Annotated in this window: 16 protein-coding genes; 8 read left to right on the top strand and 8 right to left on the bottom strand. The window is 71.1% G+C overall.

What is annotated here, in order from left to right; translation table 11 throughout:
• Positions 1-134 precede the first annotated feature (134 nt).
• The gene (locus EOE48_RS24895; protein ID WP_127733584.1) at positions 135-851 is read left to right on the top strand and encodes a PhoH family protein; all 717 of its coding nucleotides are present in this window, start codon (positions 135-137) and stop codon (positions 849-851) included.
• Positions 852-1052: 201 nt separating this feature from the next.
• Here the strand turns inward: EOE48_RS24895 and EOE48_RS24890 are convergent, their stop codons facing one another.
• From EOE48_RS24890 to EOE48_RS24875, 4 genes are all read right to left on the bottom strand, one after another.
• Positions 1053-1622: a Ros/MucR family transcriptional regulator gene (locus EOE48_RS24890; RefSeq protein WP_127733583.1), complete on the bottom strand. Its 570-nt coding sequence runs from the start codon at positions 1620-1622 to the stop codon at positions 1053-1055.
• Between the two features lie 761 nt (positions 1623-2383).
• Positions 2384-2797 (bottom strand): DUF3830 family protein, encoded by a 414-nt coding sequence (locus EOE48_RS24885; RefSeq protein WP_127733582.1) that lies wholly within the window; start codon positions 2795-2797, stop codon positions 2384-2386.
• A gap of 27 nt (positions 2798-2824) precedes the next feature.
• Positions 2825-4060, bottom strand: a complete 1236-nt coding sequence (locus EOE48_RS24880; protein WP_127733581.1) for an allantoate amidohydrolase — start codon at positions 4058-4060, stop codon at positions 2825-2827.
• Positions 4061-4076: 16 nt separating this feature from the next.
• Positions 4077-5378 carry a dicarboxylate/amino acid:cation symporter gene (locus tag EOE48_RS24875; RefSeq protein ID WP_127733580.1) on the bottom strand — a complete coding sequence of 434 codons (1302 nt, stop codon included), beginning with the start codon at positions 5376-5378 and terminating at the stop codon, positions 4077-4079.
• Positions 5379-5517: 139 nt separating this feature from the next.
• Here EOE48_RS24875 and EOE48_RS24870 point away from each other — a divergent pair, with 139 nt between their 5' ends.
• Positions 5518-6408, top strand: a complete 891-nt coding sequence (locus EOE48_RS24870; protein WP_127733579.1) for a LysR family transcriptional regulator — start codon at positions 5518-5520, stop codon at positions 6406-6408.
• 12 nt (positions 6409-6420) lie between these two features.
• Here the strand turns inward: EOE48_RS24870 and EOE48_RS24865 are convergent, their stop codons facing one another.
• Both EOE48_RS24865 and EOE48_RS24860 read right to left on the bottom strand, forming a co-directional pair.
• Complete coding sequence (locus EOE48_RS24865; protein ID WP_246154833.1) at positions 6421-7986, bottom strand: L,D-transpeptidase family protein; 1566 nt, start codon at positions 7984-7986, stop codon at positions 6421-6423.
• 319 nt (positions 7987-8305) lie between these two features.
• Positions 8306-9259, bottom strand: coding sequence for an acetyl-CoA carboxylase carboxyltransferase subunit alpha (locus EOE48_RS24860; protein ID WP_127733578.1), 954 nt, complete (start codon positions 9257-9259; stop codon positions 8306-8308).
• Between the two features lie 238 nt (positions 9260-9497).
• On the opposite strand from EOE48_RS24860, the gene EOE48_RS24855 reads away from it, so the two are divergent.
• From EOE48_RS24855 to EOE48_RS24835, 5 genes are all read left to right on the top strand, one after another.
• On the top strand, positions 9498-9713 hold the full coding sequence (locus EOE48_RS24855) for a hypothetical protein (RefSeq protein ID WP_127733577.1): 216 nt from the start codon (positions 9498-9500) through the stop codon (positions 9711-9713).
• The gene (locus tag EOE48_RS24850; protein ID WP_127733576.1) at positions 9703-10170 is read left to right on the top strand and encodes a DUF4279 domain-containing protein; all 468 of its coding nucleotides are present in this window, start codon (positions 9703-9705) and stop codon (positions 10168-10170) included. Before EOE48_RS24855 ends, EOE48_RS24850 begins: the two co-directional genes overlap by 11 nt.
• 301 nt (positions 10171-10471) lie before the next feature.
• On the top strand, positions 10472-11605 hold the full coding sequence (locus tag EOE48_RS24845) for a patatin-like phospholipase family protein (RefSeq protein ID WP_246154829.1): 1134 nt from the start codon (positions 10472-10474) through the stop codon (positions 11603-11605).
• Between the two features lie 72 nt (positions 11606-11677).
• A complete protein-coding gene (locus EOE48_RS24840; RefSeq protein WP_127733574.1) occupies positions 11678-12421 on the top strand; it encodes an acetoacetate decarboxylase in 744 nt (247 codons plus the stop codon).
• A gap of 228 nt (positions 12422-12649) precedes the next feature.
• Positions 12650-13444 carry a 3-hydroxybutyrate dehydrogenase gene (locus tag EOE48_RS24835; protein ID WP_127733573.1) on the top strand — a complete coding sequence of 265 codons (795 nt, stop codon included), beginning with the start codon at positions 12650-12652 and terminating at the stop codon, positions 13442-13444.
• Between the two features lie 10 nt (positions 13445-13454).
• On the opposite strand, the gene EOE48_RS24830 is transcribed toward EOE48_RS24835, so the two are convergent.
• Together EOE48_RS24830 and EOE48_RS24825 are read right to left on the bottom strand one after the other, a co-directional pair.
• Positions 13455-14906: a phospholipase D-like domain-containing protein gene (locus EOE48_RS24830; protein WP_246154827.1), complete on the bottom strand. Its 1452-nt coding sequence runs from the start codon at positions 14904-14906 to the stop codon at positions 13455-13457.
• A 478-nt stretch (positions 14907-15384) separates the two neighbouring features.
• The gene (locus EOE48_RS24825) at positions 15385-16209 is read right to left on the bottom strand and encodes a glycosyltransferase family 2 protein (RefSeq protein WP_127733571.1); all 825 of its coding nucleotides are present in this window, start codon (positions 16207-16209) and stop codon (positions 15385-15387) included.
• 208 nt (positions 16210-16417) lie between these two features.
• On the opposite strand from EOE48_RS24825, the gene EOE48_RS24820 reads away from it, so the two are divergent.
• Positions 16418-17713 carry an alpha/beta hydrolase gene (locus EOE48_RS24820; RefSeq protein WP_246154824.1) on the top strand — a complete coding sequence of 432 codons (1296 nt, stop codon included), beginning with the start codon at positions 16418-16420 and terminating at the stop codon, positions 17711-17713.
• Positions 17714-17793: the final 80 nt, after the last annotated feature.

Here is a 17793-nt window from a genome sequence, read left to right as displayed (position 1 = left end):
TGTCCACCATCGCATCGGCCGGTCCTGGAACCGGCACAGGGTCAGGCGGTTGAATCGTTCAAGAACAAAGGAGTCATGGGACACGAGAGGGCACACGAAAATCGGCACCACAAGTCCAGTGGGAGTGTTGATCCATGAAGAGACGACGCGCACGACTTGAGCTGGTCGAAGACCGATCGATCCGGGTCCACCGCACCCGGTTCGAGGAAGAACGCAACCCGCCGCCGATTCAGCCGATCACGGCCAAGCAGGCCGAGTATCTCGAAGCCCTCGGATCCCACAGTCAAGTCATCGTGCTCGGCCCGGCCGGCACCGGCAAGACCTACATCGCCGGAACCCGCGCCGCCGACCAGTTGCGCCAGCGCCGCATCGCCAAGGTCGTCATCACCCGACCCAACGTTCCCTCGGGCCGCTCGCTCGGTTACTTCCCCGGCAGCCTCGAGGAGAAGATCGCCCCCTGGGTCGCGCCGCTCACCGAGACCATGAAGGAGCGGATGGGGGCCGGCGCCTTCGACATCGCGGTCAAGGCCGGCGACATCGAGGTGGTGCCGTTCGAGGTGATGCGCGGCCGCACCTTCAAGAACTGCCTCGTGATCCTCGACGAGGCCCAGAACACCACCCCGGCCGAGATCAAGATGTTTCTGACCCGGATCGGCGACGACACCCAGGTCATCATCAACGGCGACGTGTCGCAGACCGACCTGCGCGAGACCTCGGGCCTGCGCACGGTGATCCACCTCGTGAAGAGCCGGATGATGCCGATCCCGATCGTCGAGTTCGGCCTCGACGACATCGTGCGCTCGGGCATCTGCGCGGAATGGGTCAGGGCCTTCGAGGAGGCGCGACTCTAGGCAGACGCGCGTCGACGGGCCGACGCTTCGTCCGCTCGGCTCGTCGTCGTGCCGCAGGTCTGTCCTCGCAGAAGCCGCAGCCACTTTCGCGGAACCTGCTTGGGGCCGGCCGGAGCGGAGACCGCTCCGTCCACCGGATCGTCTTTCAAGGCAGCGCCGCCCCGGTCCGACCGCGGGCGGCGCTCGTCTTGCGGACGGGTTTCACTCCGCCCGCGCCGCCGCCTTGCGGCCGCCGCGGCGGGGGGGCCGGGCCGCGGGCGCCTCGGAGGCCTCGGCTTCCGGAGCCGCGCCGACCTCGGCCTCGAAACCCGCTCCGTCCGACCCGGACGCCTCGTCGGCGGCCTCGGTCACGGTCCGCAGGGAGCGGCGGCGCTGCTGCCCGAGGCCGAGGGTCTGGGCCAGTTCGGAGCGCTGCTTGGAATAGCTCGCCGAGGTCATCGGGTAATCGACCGGCAGGCCCCATTTCTGGCGGTAGGCCTCCGGGGTCAGTCCGCGCAGGGTCAGGTGCCGGCGCAGGGTCTTGTAGGGCTTGCCGTCCTCGAAGCTGATCAGAACGTCGTGGGTGATCGACCGGCGGATCTCGGACGGCGTCGCCCGTGCCGGAGCGGCCACCGCCGGCTTCGGGTCCGCCGCGGCCTTCAGCGCCGCGAAGACGTCGGCGATGAGCCTCGGAAGATCGCTCGCCTGCACGTTGTTGTGGCCGACATAGGCCGCAATGATGTCGGTGGTGAGCGTAGCGAACTGATCCGGCTTTGTGCTGTTCTCGTCCATGCGCGACGGCCCCCGGTGAGTTGGAAGGTGCTGAGCCGCGCCTGTGTAGTTAGGGAAGCAACGGAAAACAAGGCGAACCACAAGTAGTGAAACCACTTCCGCACGGTTTTGTGCGAACCGCCGGGGATCGGGTGGCTTTCGCGCCACCCGGGAGCGCCGGAGATATGATGCGGCCGGCCGGTTTTCTCCTCCCGCGCCGGCGGCCCCCGAGGCGGCGACTTGCCCGGATCGCATCGGGGCGCGGGGCGGAAAAGATCTTTTCCGTACCTCGGCCCGGCTCGGTCTCGCCCCCACGGACGGGGGCGCCGCCGGGCCGCGGCGGGCCTCATACGATTTTCGATGGATCGCTTCAGGCGACCGCAAGCGGTCGCTTTCGCGATGCGAAAATCGGCTTCGCTCAAGCGCCGCGCGGGCCGATGATACGAAATCCGGAAGCGATCTTCCGGATTTCGTATCAGTTGCTCACCGGCATGGCCGTCCCTTGCGGATGAAACGGGATCGCGGAATTTCTGCACCCGTTACAGCCATCGAAGACAGTTTTTGTCTTGGCGCGGCTCCCCTCTCCCGAGTGGGAGAGGGGTCGGGGGTGAGGGTGGAGACGGTTCAGAAGAAAGCGCAAAGGGTCGAGCTGCGCAGCTCGACGCTCGGTGCAACTTACGGAACCCGAGCCACCCTCACCCCTACCCCTCTCCCACCCGGGAGAGGGGATCCCGCGCTTAAAATTTCGACTGCAAAATCAGTCGTTTGCAGCGAGTTTCTATTTAGGGCTGCTCGAACCGGATCGGCTGCGCGCCCTTGTACAGGGTCATGCGGCCGAGGTCGTAGACGTGCTCGATGCCCTGGGTGATGGTGAGGAAGTGGTTGCCGGCGAGCTGCCCGACCTTGCTGGCGAAGTGCACGCCGCCATAGGCGAGCAGGATCTCGGTCTCGCTGATCCCGCCCGGATACAGGATCATCTGGCCCGGGGCCGGGTAGCTGGTGTGGTTCTCGTAGCCGACGCCGAAATCGAGGTCGCCGAGGGGCATCCACACGCCCTCGCCGCTCCAGCGGACGTGGACGATCTCGCTGACGAACGGCAGGGCGTTCAGGAAGGCGGCGCAGGTCTGCGGCGCCTTCTCCATCTCCAGGCGGCCCATCAGGTCGTAGGGGCCGGCCTTGATCTTCAATTCCTGCATCGGGGTCTCCTGGGTTGGGGAAGCGGATCACGGCGCCAGATGGCGCAGGACGTCGACGAGGAGGCGCACCGCCACGCCGGCATCCGCCGCCGTGATCGATTCGGCCGGGGAATGGCTGATGCCGCCGGCGCAGCGCACGAACACCATGCCGATCGGGCACAGGGACGCCAGGGCCAGACCGTCATGGCCGGCCCCGCTCGGCAGCAGGAATGGGCGCAGGCCGAGCCGCGTCGCCCCCTCGGCGAGGGCTTGCTGCAACCACGGCGCGCAGGCCGCGGCGGGCGCGTCGTAGCCCCGCGCCACCGCGAGGCCGACGCCGCGCCGCGCCGCGATGGCGGCGAAACGCTGCATCAGATCGTCGAGGGCGGCGCGGCGCACGGCGTCGCTCGGGCTGCGCACGTCGAGGGTGAAGCGCACCTCCCCGGCCACGACGTTGACCGCCCCCTGCGGCACCGCGACGACCCCGACCGTCGCGACGAGGTCCGGCGTCTCGCCCGCCACCGCCTCGGCGGCGAGCACCATCTCGGCGGCGGCGGCGACGGCGTCGCGGCGCAGGCGCATCGGCACCGTGCCGGCATGGCCGGCCTGCCCGGTGACCGTCACGGTGAAGCGGCTCGCCCCCGCGATGGCGGTGACGATCCCGACCGGCAGGCCCTCGGCCTCCAGCACCGGCCCCTGCTCGATATGCACTTCGAGGTAGCCGAGGATCGCGTCCGGCGCCCGCGCCAGGGCCGGCAGGCCGTCCGGGTCGCCGCCGAACGCCGCGAGCGCCTCGCGCAGGCCGATCCCGTCGCCGTCGCGGGCGTCGAGGGCGTCCGGCGCCACGGTGCCGGCGAGCGCCCGCGACGAGGTCAGGGTGACGGGAAAGCGCACGCCCTCCTCGTCGCCGAAGGCCAGGACCTCGATCGCGAAGGGCAGCCGTTCGCCGCGGGCGTTCAGCTCCGCCACCGCGGCGATGCCGGCCACGACCCCGAGGGTGCCGTCGTAGCGGCCGGCATCCCGGATGGTGTCGATGTGCGAGCCGATCAGCAGCGTGCGCGCGCCGGGCTCGCGCGCCTCGTAGCGGCCGACCACCGTGCCGGCGGCGTCGAGGGAGGTCCGCATCCCGGCCTCCTGCATCCAGGCCGCGACCTGGACGGCCGCCTCCCGGTGGGCGGGGGTGAGGTAGAGCCGGGTCAGGGCGCCGGGATCGGCGCTGAACCGCGCCAGGGCGTCGAGCCGGCGCATCACGGCCTCGCCGGCCTCGGGCGGAACGCACGTCATCGGGGTCTCTCCTCGATCAGCGGTCGCGGGCCGGCGCGGCGAGCACGGCCTCGGTCGAGGTGCCGGCCTCGCCGTCGAGCACCCGGCGGGCCTGCTCGCGGTCGATGTCGCCCTCCCAGGCGGCGATCACCACCGTGGCGACGCAGTTGCCGACGAGGTTGCCGAGCGCCCGGGCGATGCCGACGAACCAGTCGACCGACAGCACCAGCACGAGGCCGATGACGGGAATCGCCGGCACCGCCGAGAGCGTCGCGGCGAGAACCACGATCGCCGAGCCCGGGATGCCGTGGGCGCCCTTCGAGGTCAGGAGCGAGATGCCGAGGATCAGCATCAGGTCGCCGAAGGCGAGCGGCGTGTTGGTCGCCTGGGCGATGAACACCGTGGCGAGGGTGAGATAGAGCGAGAAGGCGTCGAGGTTGAAGGAGTAGCCGGTCGGGATGACGAGGCCGACGGTCGAATCCCTGATCCCGAGGGCTTCGAGCTTGCGCATCACCTGCGGCAGCACGCTGTCGGAGGAGGCGGTGCCGGCCACCACCGTCAGTTCCTCGCGCAGGTAGGCCAGCAGCTTGACGAGGCTGAAGCCGGCGAGGCGCAGGATCAGCCCGAGCACCCCGAACACGAAGAGCGCGACGCCGGCATAGAACAGGGCGACCAGGGCGCCGAGCTGGGCGAGCGAGCCGACGCCGTAGCGCCCGACCGTGAACGCGACCGCCCCGAGCACGCCCAGCGGCGCCAGCCGCACGACGAAGCCGATGACCTTGAACAGGACCGTGGTGATCCGGTCGATCGACTGCGCCAGGGGCCGCCCGCTCTCGCCGAGCAGGGCGAGGCCGGCCCCGAACAGGATCGCGATCAGCAGGACCTGGAGGATGTCGCCCTTGGCGAAGGCATCGACCACCGTGGTCGGGATCAGCTTGAGCAGGAACTCGACGGTGTTGGTGACCTGCCCGACATTGGCGGTGTAGCCGGCGATCGCCTTGGCATCGAGGCTGGCCGGGTCGATGTTCATGCCGACGCCCGGCCGCACGACGTAGGCCAGCACGATGCCGAGGACGAGGGCGAGGGTGGTCACCGCCTCGAAGTAGATCAGCGACTTGAGTCCGACCCGGCCGACCTTGCGCAGGTCGCCGGCCCCGACGATGCCGTGGACCACGACCCCGAACACCAGGGGCGCGATCACCATCTTGATGAGCTTGATGAAGCCGTCGCCCAGCGGCTTGAGCGCCACCGCGAAGCCCGGCGCCAGCACGCCGAGGGCGACGCCGAGCACCAGCGCCACCACCACCTGGCCGAACAGGGTCGTGAAGAAGCGTGGCATCGCGTGTGCATCCCGGCTGCGGCGGCCGCGCTCGCCGGAGGCGACGCAGGGTGAACCGGCACACTCTGGGTCGGCGTTACCTAGACGTCCAATATTTTGTTCGGCATGATCGGTTCGTCGAACCTATGGATGCCGGGTCGTGGAGCTTCGCCACCTGCGCTACTTCGTGGCGGTGGCGGAGGCGCTCAGCTTCACCGCCGCGGCCGAGCGTCTCGGGGTGTCGCAGCCGCCCCTGAGCCAGCAGATCCGCGATCTCGAGACCGAACTGCGCACGACGCTGTTCGTGCGCACCAGCCGGCGGGTGGCGCTGACCCAGGCCGGCGCGGCCTTCCTCGACCAGGCCCGGGCGATCCTGGCCCAGGTCGAGCAGGCGTCGGAACAGGCGCGGGCGATCGGCGGCGGCCTCTGCGGCACCCTCGACATCGGCCTGACCGGCTCGGTGCTGACCGGGCCGCTGGCGCGGCTGATCCGCGCCTACGGGCTGCGCTATCCCGAGGTGACGGTGCGGCTGCACGAGATGCCGCCGGGGGAGCAGCAGGCGGCGCTGCACGGGCGGCGCACCGACATCAGCTTCCTGCGCCGGCCGCCCGAGGACCCGGACCTCGTCGCCGAACTGGCGTGGCCCGAGCCGGTCGGCGTCGCGCTGCCGCAGGACCACCGCCTCGCCGCCGCGGACAGGGTCGCCCTCGCGGACCTCGCCGGGGAGCCGTACCTGTCGCTGCGCCTGCGCGACTCGCCGTTCGCGCGCTACCTGTGGGGGTGCTGCATCGAGGCCGGCTTCCTGCCGCGCCTGACGCAGCAGGTGGTCGAATCCGCCTCGCTCGTCAGCCTCGCGGCGGCGGGTCTCGGCGTCGCGCTGGTTCCGGCGCAGGTCGGCGCCCTGGCCGGTCCGGGCGCGGTCTACCGGCCCCTCGCCGATCCGGCGCCGGCCGCCGACGTCAGCGCCGTCTACCGCGCGCCGCCCAACGCCGTGACCGGGAACCTGCTGCGGCTGATGCGGGAGACGCGCGCGCCGGCGGTCTCCGGCTGAGCCGGCGTCTCGTCAGTTGGCGGCGTCGGGCCGGGGCTGCGGGGCACCGGCGACCTGATGGCGGGGCGAGGCGGCGGCGCGTTTGCCGGCCTCGGCCGGCTTCGCCGCATCGCGGCCTTCGGAGCCGGGTTTCGCGGCTGCCGCCGGCTTGCCCGGATCGACCTTGCCCGCGTCGACCTTGGCCGGGTCCGCCTTGGCCTGCGGCGCCGGATGGGGCCTGGGCGCGACCTTGCGGGTGACGGCGAGCGGCGCGGGGGCGGCGGGCTCGGCCGCCGGGGCGGCCGCGACCACCGCGGGGGCCGGCGTCTCGGCGGTCTTGGACGCGAACAGGTTGCCGAGGATCTTGCGGTAGGCGGACGGGTCGTCGTCGGCGCTCGCCACCGCGACCGGCGCGGCGGAGGCGGTCGTGACCGGCTCGGGCGCGGTGGACGGCTTCGTCGCGGCGAGCACCCGGGCCGCCTCCCGGGTCGGGATCGGCGGCGCCAGGGTGGCGGGGGCCGCGAAGGCGAGCGGGGTCGGCTTGCCCGTCCGGGCGGCGGGCACCGCCTCGCGGGTGTCGGCCATCAGCAGCGGCTTGCCCCTGACGTCGACGGCGAGTTCCTGCGGCCCGGCCGCCAGGGCCTCGGGCCGGCTCACCATGCCGAGCGCCGGGCGCCGCACCGGGGCCTCCGCGACCTGGGTCTCGCCCGAGGACGGAGCGGGATCGCGGAAGAACGGGTTCTGGCCGCCGTCCTGGTAGACCACCCGCACCGCCGGGGTGCCCTTGGCGACGAGGTCGGCGACCTCCTGCTCGTCCTTGACGCGCTTCTCGGCCACCAGGGTGTCGACCCGCGGGCTGCACGAGCCGGCGGCGGCGTCCTGGCCGCCGAACACGTAGTGGGTGCCGCAGACCCCGACCCGCGGCTCCTCGTGCAGGGCCTCGAAGTAGTCCGAGCCCTCCTTGAGGTTCTTCCAGAACGGCATGTGCGGGTCGTGGCGGAACTTGGCGATGTTCTGCGCCGTCATGCGGAACGGATAGGACTGGAACTGGAAGCCGCGCTGGCCGCCGTTGAAGGCGTCGCGGGCGATGGCGTAGATCTCCGAGATCGCCTCGTCGGTCATCGCGAAGCAGCCCGACGACGAGCAGGTGCCGTGCACCATCAGGTAGCGACCGGTGCGGTTGTTGGCGCGGTCGAAGGCGTTCGGGAAGCCGGTGTCGAACGACAGGTAGTACGAGGAGTTCGGGTTCATCTGCCCCGGGGTGATGGTGTAGAACCCCTCCGGCGCCTGCCGGTCGCCCTCCTTGATCTTCGGCCCGAGCTGGCCCGACCAGCGGCAGATCGGGAAGGTCTTGAGCAGGGCGTACTGGCCGCTGGTGCCGCGCTTCCACACCTCCATCTCGGCCTCCTTCTTGTAGGCCCGGATGAGGATCGGATCGCTCGCGCTCATGCCCTTGGTCGACATCAGCGCCAGGGTCGCGGGCGGGACCGGGGTGAGGTGCTTGGTCGAGCCGCCCCCGGCGAAGCCGCCGTCCTGGCACGCACCGAGGGAGAGCCCGAGCGCCAACACGCACGCCGCCAGCACCGGACGCTTCGCCATGGGGATCCCCGTCTTCCGTCACCGCCCGCCGCGGCGGGTCGTCAGTCACGACCCCCATAGCGTCGTTAGGCTTGACCAAGCCTTACCGCAACGCGGCGGCCCGGCCGTCGCGACCGCGGCGATGGGTTTCGCAAGGCCCGAGATCTGCGCCATCTTCGGCGAAACCATGGCCGCGACACTCGTCGCACCTGTGCAAGACGGGGATGGCGGCGATCGCAACAAGCACAGGACCGGCCTTTACGAAGGCGTCAAGCCGCGGCCAGATCCGGCTGTGGCCGCCGGCCGCGGATCGCGGATTCCCGCGACCGTGGCGCAAAGGTCACAGCTTGCGGCCGATTTCGAGGAACTTCTTCGCCCGGTGGTCGCGCACCGCCTCGGCGTCGCGGCCGGCGAGGTCGTCGAGGGCCTTCAGCATCGCGTCGCCGGCCGCCGCGATCACCACCGCGGGGTCGCGGTGGGCGCCGCCGGTCGGCTCGGGCACGATGCCGTCGATGACCCCGAGCCGCAGCAGATCCTGGGCGGTGATCTTCATCGCGGTGGCGGCGTCCTGCGCCCGGGCGGCGTCGCGCCACAGGATCGAGGCGGCCCCCTCCGGCGAGATCACGCTGTAGATCGCGTGCTCCAGCATCAGCACGGTGTTGGCGGTGGCGAGCGCGATGGCGCCGCCCGAGCCGCCCTCGCCGATCACCAGGGTGACGTTCGGGGTCGGCAGGCCGAGGCAGGCCTCGGTCGAGCGGGCGATGGCCTCGGCCTGCCCGCGCTCCTCGGCCTCGATGCCCGGATAGGCGCCAGCGGTGTCGACGAAGGTGAGGACCGGCAGGCCGAAGCGGCCGGCCAGTTCCATCAGGCGCACCGCCTTGCGGTAGCCCTCGGGCTTGGCCATTCCGAAATTGTGCCGGATGCGCGCCTCGGTGGTCGCACCCTTCTCCTGGCCGATGACGCAGACCGGCCGGCCGCGGAAGCGGCCGAAGCCGCCGACCACCGCCTCGTCCTCGCCGAAGGCGCGGTCGCCGGCGAGCGGCACGAAGTCCTCGATCAGCCCGGCGCAGTAATCGACGAAGTGCGGCCGCTGGGGGTGGCGCGCGACCTGGGTCTTCTGCCACGGCGTGAGGGCGGCGTAGAGCTCGGCCAGGGCCGCGGCGGCCTTGGCCTCCAGCCGGCCGACATCCTCGCTGATCGACACGGCGCCGTCGCGGTCGCCGAGCGCGCGCAGTTCCTCCAGCTTGGCCTCGAGTTCGGCGACCGGCTTTTCGAAGTCGAGGTAGGAGCGCATCGCAATCCGTGGGCGGCGGCGGAAGCGGCGGGACGCCGCCGGGGCCGGTGCCGAAAAGCCCTCCGGCCGGGGTGCCGGAAAGCGGCCGGAGGCTTGGCGAAGGGTCGGGCGGCTGTCAACCCGAGGCCCTCTTGGGAACGGATCGGCACGGGGGTTGCGTCGGGTCCGCGATGGGATACCGTCCAGATCCAGGCAGGACGGCATCGGACGCGCGGCAACACTCGGACGGGCTACAGCGTTGTCACGTCGCATCATCTGGGACCGGAGCGGCAATCCGATTCCCTTTGTCAGCCAAGCGTTGAAGATAGACCCCTACAGATGCGCCGATGCCTTGCACACGATCAAACAAGCGGCCGGGCTGAGCCCGAAGGACGATACGGTGATCTACGACAACGGGGACGTGACCGACAAACTCAGCGGCGACGAGATCGGGAACCTTCACGATGAGCACTGATCCACGGCCGCTTCCGGCCACCTATGCGGCCATCGTGTTCAAGGGCCCCGACCTGGACCCCCAGTTAATATCCGCGATACTGGACACCGAACCGACCCTCTCGTACCGGCGCGGCGAGGACCATGTCGTCGCCGGCAAGCCACTGCAGCGACAATTCGGGATCTGGATCTACAGCACGAAGAACAGAGTGCAATCGACGAGCCTCAAGCAACACCTGGCCGCGTTGGAGCGAATCATCATCGGGGAGATTTCTCCCTGGCCGGAGAGAGCCCTGGGGAAAGTCCAGGATCTGATGAAGGAACCCGGCATGGAATTCCGGGTCGACGTATTCTGGTACGGCGCTGCCGACGCCAAGCTGCCAGAGATCAGCCGGTCGTTCCGGTACGTCGTCTCCGCGGCGGGCGGCACGATCGAGACCGATTTTCACAGGGACGACGAGGCGACGGAGGCGGCCTGAACGCCCCTCCTTCGCAGCCGCGCACGGCTCGGGCGAGACGACGACGGCCCCGAGCGGAGCGGATGCCATGCCGGTTCCCTCCGGCGAACCCGGCCGCCGCGGCATTCGGCGAGCACCGTTAGGGAACCGTGAAGCGGCGGAACCTGCGGGAGAATCAGCGACATCGCGGCGCTCGGGCGGTCCTTCGAGCGCCGCAACCGCGCCGGCCGCGGCGCGCGCCGGCTTGCGCGGACGGCCCGGCGCTGCCTTTATCCGCGCACTCGCAGACAGGGGCCGGCACGGGCCGCGAACGGAGGTTCAGGTGACGTCAGAGACGCCCCAAGCGGATCCGCCGGAGACGGATCGCGTCCTGGTGCTCCAGGGCGGCGGCGCCCTCGGCTCGTATCAGGCCGGCGTGGTCGAGGCGCTTCAGGAGGCCGACATGACCCCCGGCTGGGTCGCCGGCATCTCGATCGGGGCGATCAACGCCGCGCTGATCGCCGGCAACCCGCCGGAGCGGCGGCTCGAACGGCTGCGCACGTTCTGGGAGCGGATCTCGTCGGGGGTGCAGATCGGGCCGCTGTTTCCCGGCGAGCAGGCCCGGGCCGCCTTCAACGAGTGGAGCGCCGCCTGGGGCGCGACCTTCGGGGTGCCGGGCTTCTTCCTGCCGCGGGTGCCGCCGGCGATGTTCTACCCGGCCGGCGCCGCCGAGGCGCTGAGCTACTACGACACCGCGCCGTTGCGCGACACGCTGCTCGAACTCGTCGACTTCGACCGGATCAACCGGCGCGAGACCCGGCTCAGCGTCGGCGCGGTCAACGTTCGCACCGGCAACTTCGCGTATTTCGACAACCACCACGAGCGGATCGGCCCCGAGCACATCATGGCCTCGGGCGCGCTGCCGCCGGGCTTCCCGCCGGTCGAGATCGACGGCGAGTTCTACTGGGACGGCGGCATCGTCTCGAACACGCCGCTCCAGCACGTCCTGGACGAGGAGACGGTGCGCGACCTGACGATCTTCCAGGTCGACCTGTTCTGCGCCCGCGGCCCGCTGCCCCGGACCATCGCCGATGCCGGCGAGCGCGAGAAGGACATCCGGTTCTCCAGCCGCACCCGGCTCAACACCGACGCGCAGAAGCAGGCTCACGAGGCCAAGGCCGCGTTCCGGAGGCTGATCGAGAAGCTGCCGCCGGACTTGCGCGAGGACCCGGACGTCGCCTTCCTGACCGAGTCCAGCCACGAGAACGCGGTCACGATCGTCCAGCTCATCTACCGGCGCAAGACCTACGAAGGCAACGCGAAGGACTACGAGTTCTCGCGCCGCACGATGCAGGAGCACTGGGCGGCCGGGCGCAGCGACGTGCTGCGCTCCGTGCGCCACCGCGACTGGATCGCCCGCTGCCGGCCCGAGCAGGGCGTGGCGGTGTTCGACCTCACCCGGGACGCACGGGACTGATCCCGGGCGTCGCCGCACCGTCACACCGATCCCCGATCAACGATCTCCCTGCCCCCGAGGAGCCAGACCGCGATGACCCGTGACGAGATCCTCAAGGCCCCGTCGATGCCCGCCACCTGCCCGAGCTACCCGCACGGGCCGTACCGCTTCATGCGGCGGGAATACCTCATCATCACCTACGAGACCGACCCGGATGCGCTGCGCGCCGCCCTGCCCGAGCCGCTGCAGCCGGCGCCCGGCAACCTCGCCTTCTACGAGTGGATGAAGATGCCGGATTCCTCCGGCTTCGGCGACTACGAGGAGAGCGGCTCGGCGATCGTCGCGACCTGGAACGGCGAGCCGTGCAACTACTCGGTCCAGATGTACCTCGACGACGAGCCGCCGATCAGCGCCGGCCGCGAGATCTGGGGTTTCCCGAAGAAGTACGGCGTGCCGCGCCTGAAGGTGATGAAGGACACGCTGACCGGCACCCTGCACTACGACGACGAGCGGGTGGCGATGGGCACGATGACCTACAAGCACCGCAGCCTGGAGGACCAGCTCGACGCGGTGCGCGAGGGCATCGGCCACCTCAACGTCAACCTGAAGCTGATCCCCGACGTCGACGGCAGCCCGAAGATCGCGCAGCTCGTCGGCTACCGGCTGAAGGACATCCACGTCCACGGCGCCTGGGAGGGCGACGCCCGGCTCCACCTGATCCCGCACGTCAATTGCGGCGTCGCCGACCTGCCGGTGCGCCGGATCGTCCGCGCCCGCCACCAGGTCGTCGACTTCACCCTGCCCTACGGCGAGGTGCTGCACGACTACCTCGCCTGACACACCACAGGGCAATCGGGTCACCCGATTGCCCTGTGTTTGTTGCTTGGCCTCAAGCGCCGGCGTTCGCATCCGCTCACTTGGCTTTCGCTCCGCTCTGCGTCCGGGAGGACGTTCGTCCTCCCGGACCCGCTGCGCGGGGCGCTCTTCGCGCCCGCCGCATCGACAATCGGGTTTCACCCGATTGCCCTGTTGATCCACCCTCTTCCCATCCCGGAGGCTCAACCCATGAGCGACAAGATCCTTTCGCAGAAGACCGCCCTCGTCACCGGATCGACCAGCGGCATCGGCCTCGCCATCGCGCGCGGCCTCGCCGGCCAGGGCGCCAACGTCGTCATCAACGGCTTCGGCAAGCCCGAGGACATCGAGCGCGAGCGCGCCGCCCTCGAATCGGAGTTCGGCGTCAAGGCGCTCTACTCGGACGCCGACATGTCGAAGCCCGAGGCGATCGCCGGCATGGTCGCGACTGCCGAACAGACCTTCGGCTCGGTCGACGTGCTGGTGAACAACGCCGGCATCCAGTTCGTGTCGCCGATCGAGGACTTCCCGCTCGAGAAATGGGACCAGATCATCGCGATCAATCTGTGCTCGGCCTTCCACACCATGCGGGCGGCGATCCCCGGCATGAAGGCGCGCGGCTGGGGCCGGATCATCAACACCGCCTCGGCGCACTCCCTCGTCGCCTCGCCGTTCAAGTCGGCCTACGTCTCGGCCAAGCACGGCATCGCCGGCCTGACCAAGACCGCAGCGCTCGAACTCGCCACCCACAAGATCACGGTCAACTGCATCTCGCCGGGCTACGTCTGGACCCCGCTGGTCGAGCACCAGATCCCCGACACGATGAAGGCCCGCAACCTGACCAAGGATCAGGTCATCAACGACGTGCTGCTGGCGGCCCAGCCGACCAAGGAGTTCGTCACCGTCGAGCAGATCGCCGCCCTGGCGGTGTTCCTGTGCTCGGACGCGGCGAGCCAGATCACCGGTGCCAACCTGCCGGTCGACGGCGGCTGGACCGCGCAGTAACCGCGCGCCCTCAGGCCCCGAACGGCCGTTCGGGGTCGAGCACGTCGGAGCCGAGGATCGGGTCGATCAACTTGTCCTCCTCCGGCACGTCGAAGGGGCGCAGACCGCGCGGGCCGCCGTTGAGGCGCTGCACCGCCCGCACCAGCGAGCCCTCCTGCCGCACCGCGTCCTCCACCGCCTCGGGGGTGGCGGCGAGATGCTCGGCGAGCAGCCGGTGGCGCAGGTTGAGGATCGCCCGGCGGGTCGCCGGGTCGCGGCCCTCGACGGCGAGGTCGCACTCGGTGTCGAGGGCGACCGAGCGGTTGTTGAGGTTCGACGACCCGACCCGCAGGGCCGCGTCGTCGACGATGATGAGCTTGGCGTGGACGAGGACCTGGCACTCGTCGTCCGCCGCATCCGAACGGCACACCGCCGGATAGCCGACGAACAGCCGCCCGGCATGGTCGGCGGCGCGCAGGCGGCGCAGCAGCCGGTCGCGGGGCGTGCCCATGGCGACCCGCTCGATGAGGTCGTGCGAACGGCGCGTCAGCACGATCACGATGTCGGGGCCGGTCGGCGCTTCGAGCAGGCGCTGGAGCGCGTCGCCGACGTAGCGGGCGGTGAGGTACTGCGCCTCGATGTAGATCGCCTCGCGGGCGGCGGCGAGCATGTCGGCGGTCAGCGCCGCCGCCTCCTCGACCGAGGGACGGCCGCGATAGGCCGGCATCGTGCGGGCGACCGCGACCTCGACCCCGGTCATCGCCGGCGCCACGCCCTCGGGCCAGAGCGGGGCGCCCACGGTCGGCACCGGCAGGGTCTCGCCGGTCGCGTCGGCCCAGCGGGCGCGGGCGAGGTCGCCGAGAGCCCGGGCGGCGTCGCCGTCGACCGCCATCTGGATGTCGTGGACCGGCGTGTAGGGCTCGCCGTCGGGATCGTGGCGCAGGGGATCCGCCGGCCGGTGGCCGGGCGTGTCCCAGCGCTCGACCGTCAGGTCCATCCCGCCCGAGAACGCGATCCCGTCGTCGATGCAGACGATCTTCTGGTGGTGGGCGGCGTAGAACGGATGGTGGGCGTCGAGCTTGAGCGTGATGCGCGGATGGTCCTGCCAGTCGGCGCCGAAGATCAGCGGCAGCGCCGCGCCGGGTCCGTGCACGGTGGCGACGCTCCAGACCAGGATCCGCACCTCGAGGTCGGGCCGCGCCTCGACGAGGAGGCGCAGCAGCGGCCCGAGCGGCGGCGAGGCGTCCTCGTCGGCATCGTGGCGCAGGCGGATGCGGCCGTCGAAGTCCCAGCCGACGATGAGGATCTGGCGCCGCGCGCCGCGCAGGGCGCTCTCCAGGGCGGCGAAGTAGTCGGCGCCGTCGACCAGCACGGCGGCACGCTCGGCCTTGGCGATGCGCCAGCAGTTGCGCCCGGGAGAAAACAGGCTCGTCGCCGGCGGCGCGGCGAGCAGCGCCTCGTCCGGTTCGATCCGTTGCGACACGGCCAGCGAGTGAGGTCCCATCGATACGCCCGACGCATTCCGTACCGGGCCGGACACCGGCCCCGGACAGGAAGAACCGCCGAGGCGCGCGAGCGTTGCAGCGGCGGGCGAAGAACCTGCGGTTGCGGGGCGCCGGCGGTGGCCGGCGTATGGGCTCAGTGCAGGAAGAACACCATCGCGGCGCTGAGCAGCGCCGAGACGCCGACGAGCTGGAGGAATTCTCGGGCGGTGAAGCGGTTCTCGCCCCGCCGCGGCAGGCTGATGCGGTCGTTCAAGTCTAACCCCCCTGGTGTTCACCGCTGAGCTTGGCTCAGCTTGCGCCCTGTCGCGCCGGGCCGATGATGATCGGCCCGTCTCCGCTTGGCGTTAGCGCATGTTAGGACAGATGATGGCACGACGGCAACAGTCGGCGCCGAACGTGACCGGACATCATCCACACCGATCGCGGCCGGGACTGGTTGCGCCGGGGCCGCGCGACTCAGCTCTGCTGGGCGTCGCGGTCCCGGATCGCGGCCGCCATGGGCGCGGGCCGGCGGGCGACGACGCGGCGCTCGTAGTGCTTGGCGACGCGCAGATGGCGCGAGATCGCGTAGTTCATCGCGGTGAGGAAGCCGTAGGCGCCGCGCACGAAGTGACGCCGGCCGACATACGCCTTCAGGAAGTTGCCCGGCAGCTCGACGAACAGGCGCCAGGTCGGGATCGTCACCCCGCGGGCGGCGAGGTCGTCGGCCTGCTGGTCGGAATAGCGGTTGAGCTTGTCGAGCTGGTCGCCGAGCGAGCGCACCGAGAAGTGGTGGATCACGCCGCGCAGCCGGCCGGTGGTCGTGCCCGGCTCGAGGTCGACCCGGTCGTGGACCGGCGAGGGCGAGTAGCGGCCGCGGTCGCGGCGGTAGAGCCGCACCGGCCACAGGGTGTAGGCCCAGGGGTGGGGCCGCGTCTCGCCGGGGAAGATCTCGGCGATGCCGAGCGCGTAGGCCGGGTGCGGCGGCTCGCCGGCGGAGAACAGCCGCCGGATCTCTCCGGCGAGCTCGGGCGGCACCACCTCGTCGGCATCGAGGTTCAGCATCCAGACGTGGCGGCAGCGCTCCTCGGCGAAGCGCTTCTGCGGGCCGTAGCCGGGCCAGTCGTTGTGGACGACCCGCGCGCCCAACGACGCGGCGAGGTCCTGGGTGCCGTCGGTCGAGCCGGAATCGACCACCAGGATGTCGTCGGCGAGGTCGCGCACCGCCGCGATCGTCGCGCCGAGGCGGTCGGCCTCGTTGCGGGCGATGATGAAGATCGAGAGGGGGAGCGGGGCGGCCATGGCGGTGACGGCCGGACGGCCTGCGGAGGATGGGGCGCCCCGTCTAGAATGCGCCGCGCCAAAGGGGAAGGGCGGGATGGCACGCCGGCCACAGGAGCGCCGCCACGCCGTCCCTGCGGCGGCGATTCAATCGTGGCCGATCCGTCTGCCGCAATCGTGCCGCATCCGCCGGGCTCAAACCGGATCGGGACGCGGGGGAAGGATGCGGATGGCCGGGGCGAGGACGACGCGGTGGAGCATCGGGCCGGTGCGGGGCCTGTGGCTCGGGCTGGCCCTCGGGCTCGGGGCCTGCGCCGGCACCCCGCACGGGGTCCTGGCGCCGGTCGCCGAGACCGTGCCGGGGGCGAGCCGGGTCGAGATGCTGGTCGCCACCACCCGCAAGAGCGCGGCCAATCCGGGCGAGATGTATTCGGGCGAGCGCGGCCCGGGGCTGAGCTACGCCGACATCACGGTGTCGATCCCGCCGGATTCCCTGCGCGAGCCGGGCAGCGTGCAATGGCCGAAGTCGCTGCCGGGCAACCCGGCCACCGACTTCGTCACCCTGAAGGCCGAGCCCCTCGACGGGATCGAGGCGACGGGGCGGCTCGGGCGCGGCACCCGGGCCGGCAAGCGGCACGCGCTGGTCTTCGTCCACGGCTTCAACAACCGCTTCGAGGACGCGGTCTTCCGCTTCGCGCAGATCGTCCACGACACCGGCGCCGACGTGGTGCCGGTGCTGTTCACCTGGCCGTCGCGCGGCAGCGTGCTCGCCTACGGCTACGACCGCGAGAGCACCAACTACTCGCGCAACGCCCTCGAAGGGGTCCTGCGCCGGCTGGCCCGGAGCCCGGAGGTCGGCGAGGTGACGGTGCTCGCCCACTCGATGGGCAACTGGCTCGCGCTCGAATCCCTGCGCCAGATGGCGATCCGCGACGGCCGGGTGGCGCCGAAGATCCGCAACGTCGTGCTGGCGGCGCCCGACGTCGACATGGACCTCGCCCGCGAGGCCTTTCGCGATATGGGCCCGACGCGGCCGAAGCTCAGCCTGTTCGTGTCGCAGGACGACAACGCGCTCGCCGCCTCGCGGCTGGTCTGGGGCAGCGCCGGCGCCCGGCTCGGCGCCATCGACCCGGAGGCCGAGCCCTATCGCAGCGAGCTCGCCCGCGAGAACATCGCGGTCCTCAACCTGACCAAGCAGCAATCGGCCGACTCGCTCAACCACGGCAAGTTCGCCGGCAGCCCGCAGCTCGTGGCTTTGCTCGGCAACCGGCTCGCCCAGGGCCAGACGATGACCGATTCCCGCGTCGGGCTCGGCGACCGCATCGTCCAGATGACCACGGGCGCCGCCGCGACGGTCGGAACCGCGGCGGGGCTCGCGGTCTCGGCGCCGGTAGCGGTGATCGACCCGCAGAGCCGCGAGAGCTACGGCGACCACCTGACCAGCCTCGGCCGCAACCTCGGCGAGACCGCCGAAGGGGCGGCCGGCCTCGCCACGGCGCCGGCGCGCGGCCTCGGCGGGCGCTGAACCCGGCCCCGGCGGCGCAACCCGTGGAGTGGATGGCGCATCGCGGGAGCTTCACAGCCGGCCGCCTCATCCTTTAGTCG

Source organism: Methylobacterium oryzihabitans, assembly GCF_004004555.2.
Taxonomy (GTDB): Bacteria; Pseudomonadota; Alphaproteobacteria; order Rhizobiales; family Beijerinckiaceae; genus Methylobacterium; species Methylobacterium oryzihabitans.
This window is presented reverse-complemented; position numbering and strand designations above follow the sequence as displayed.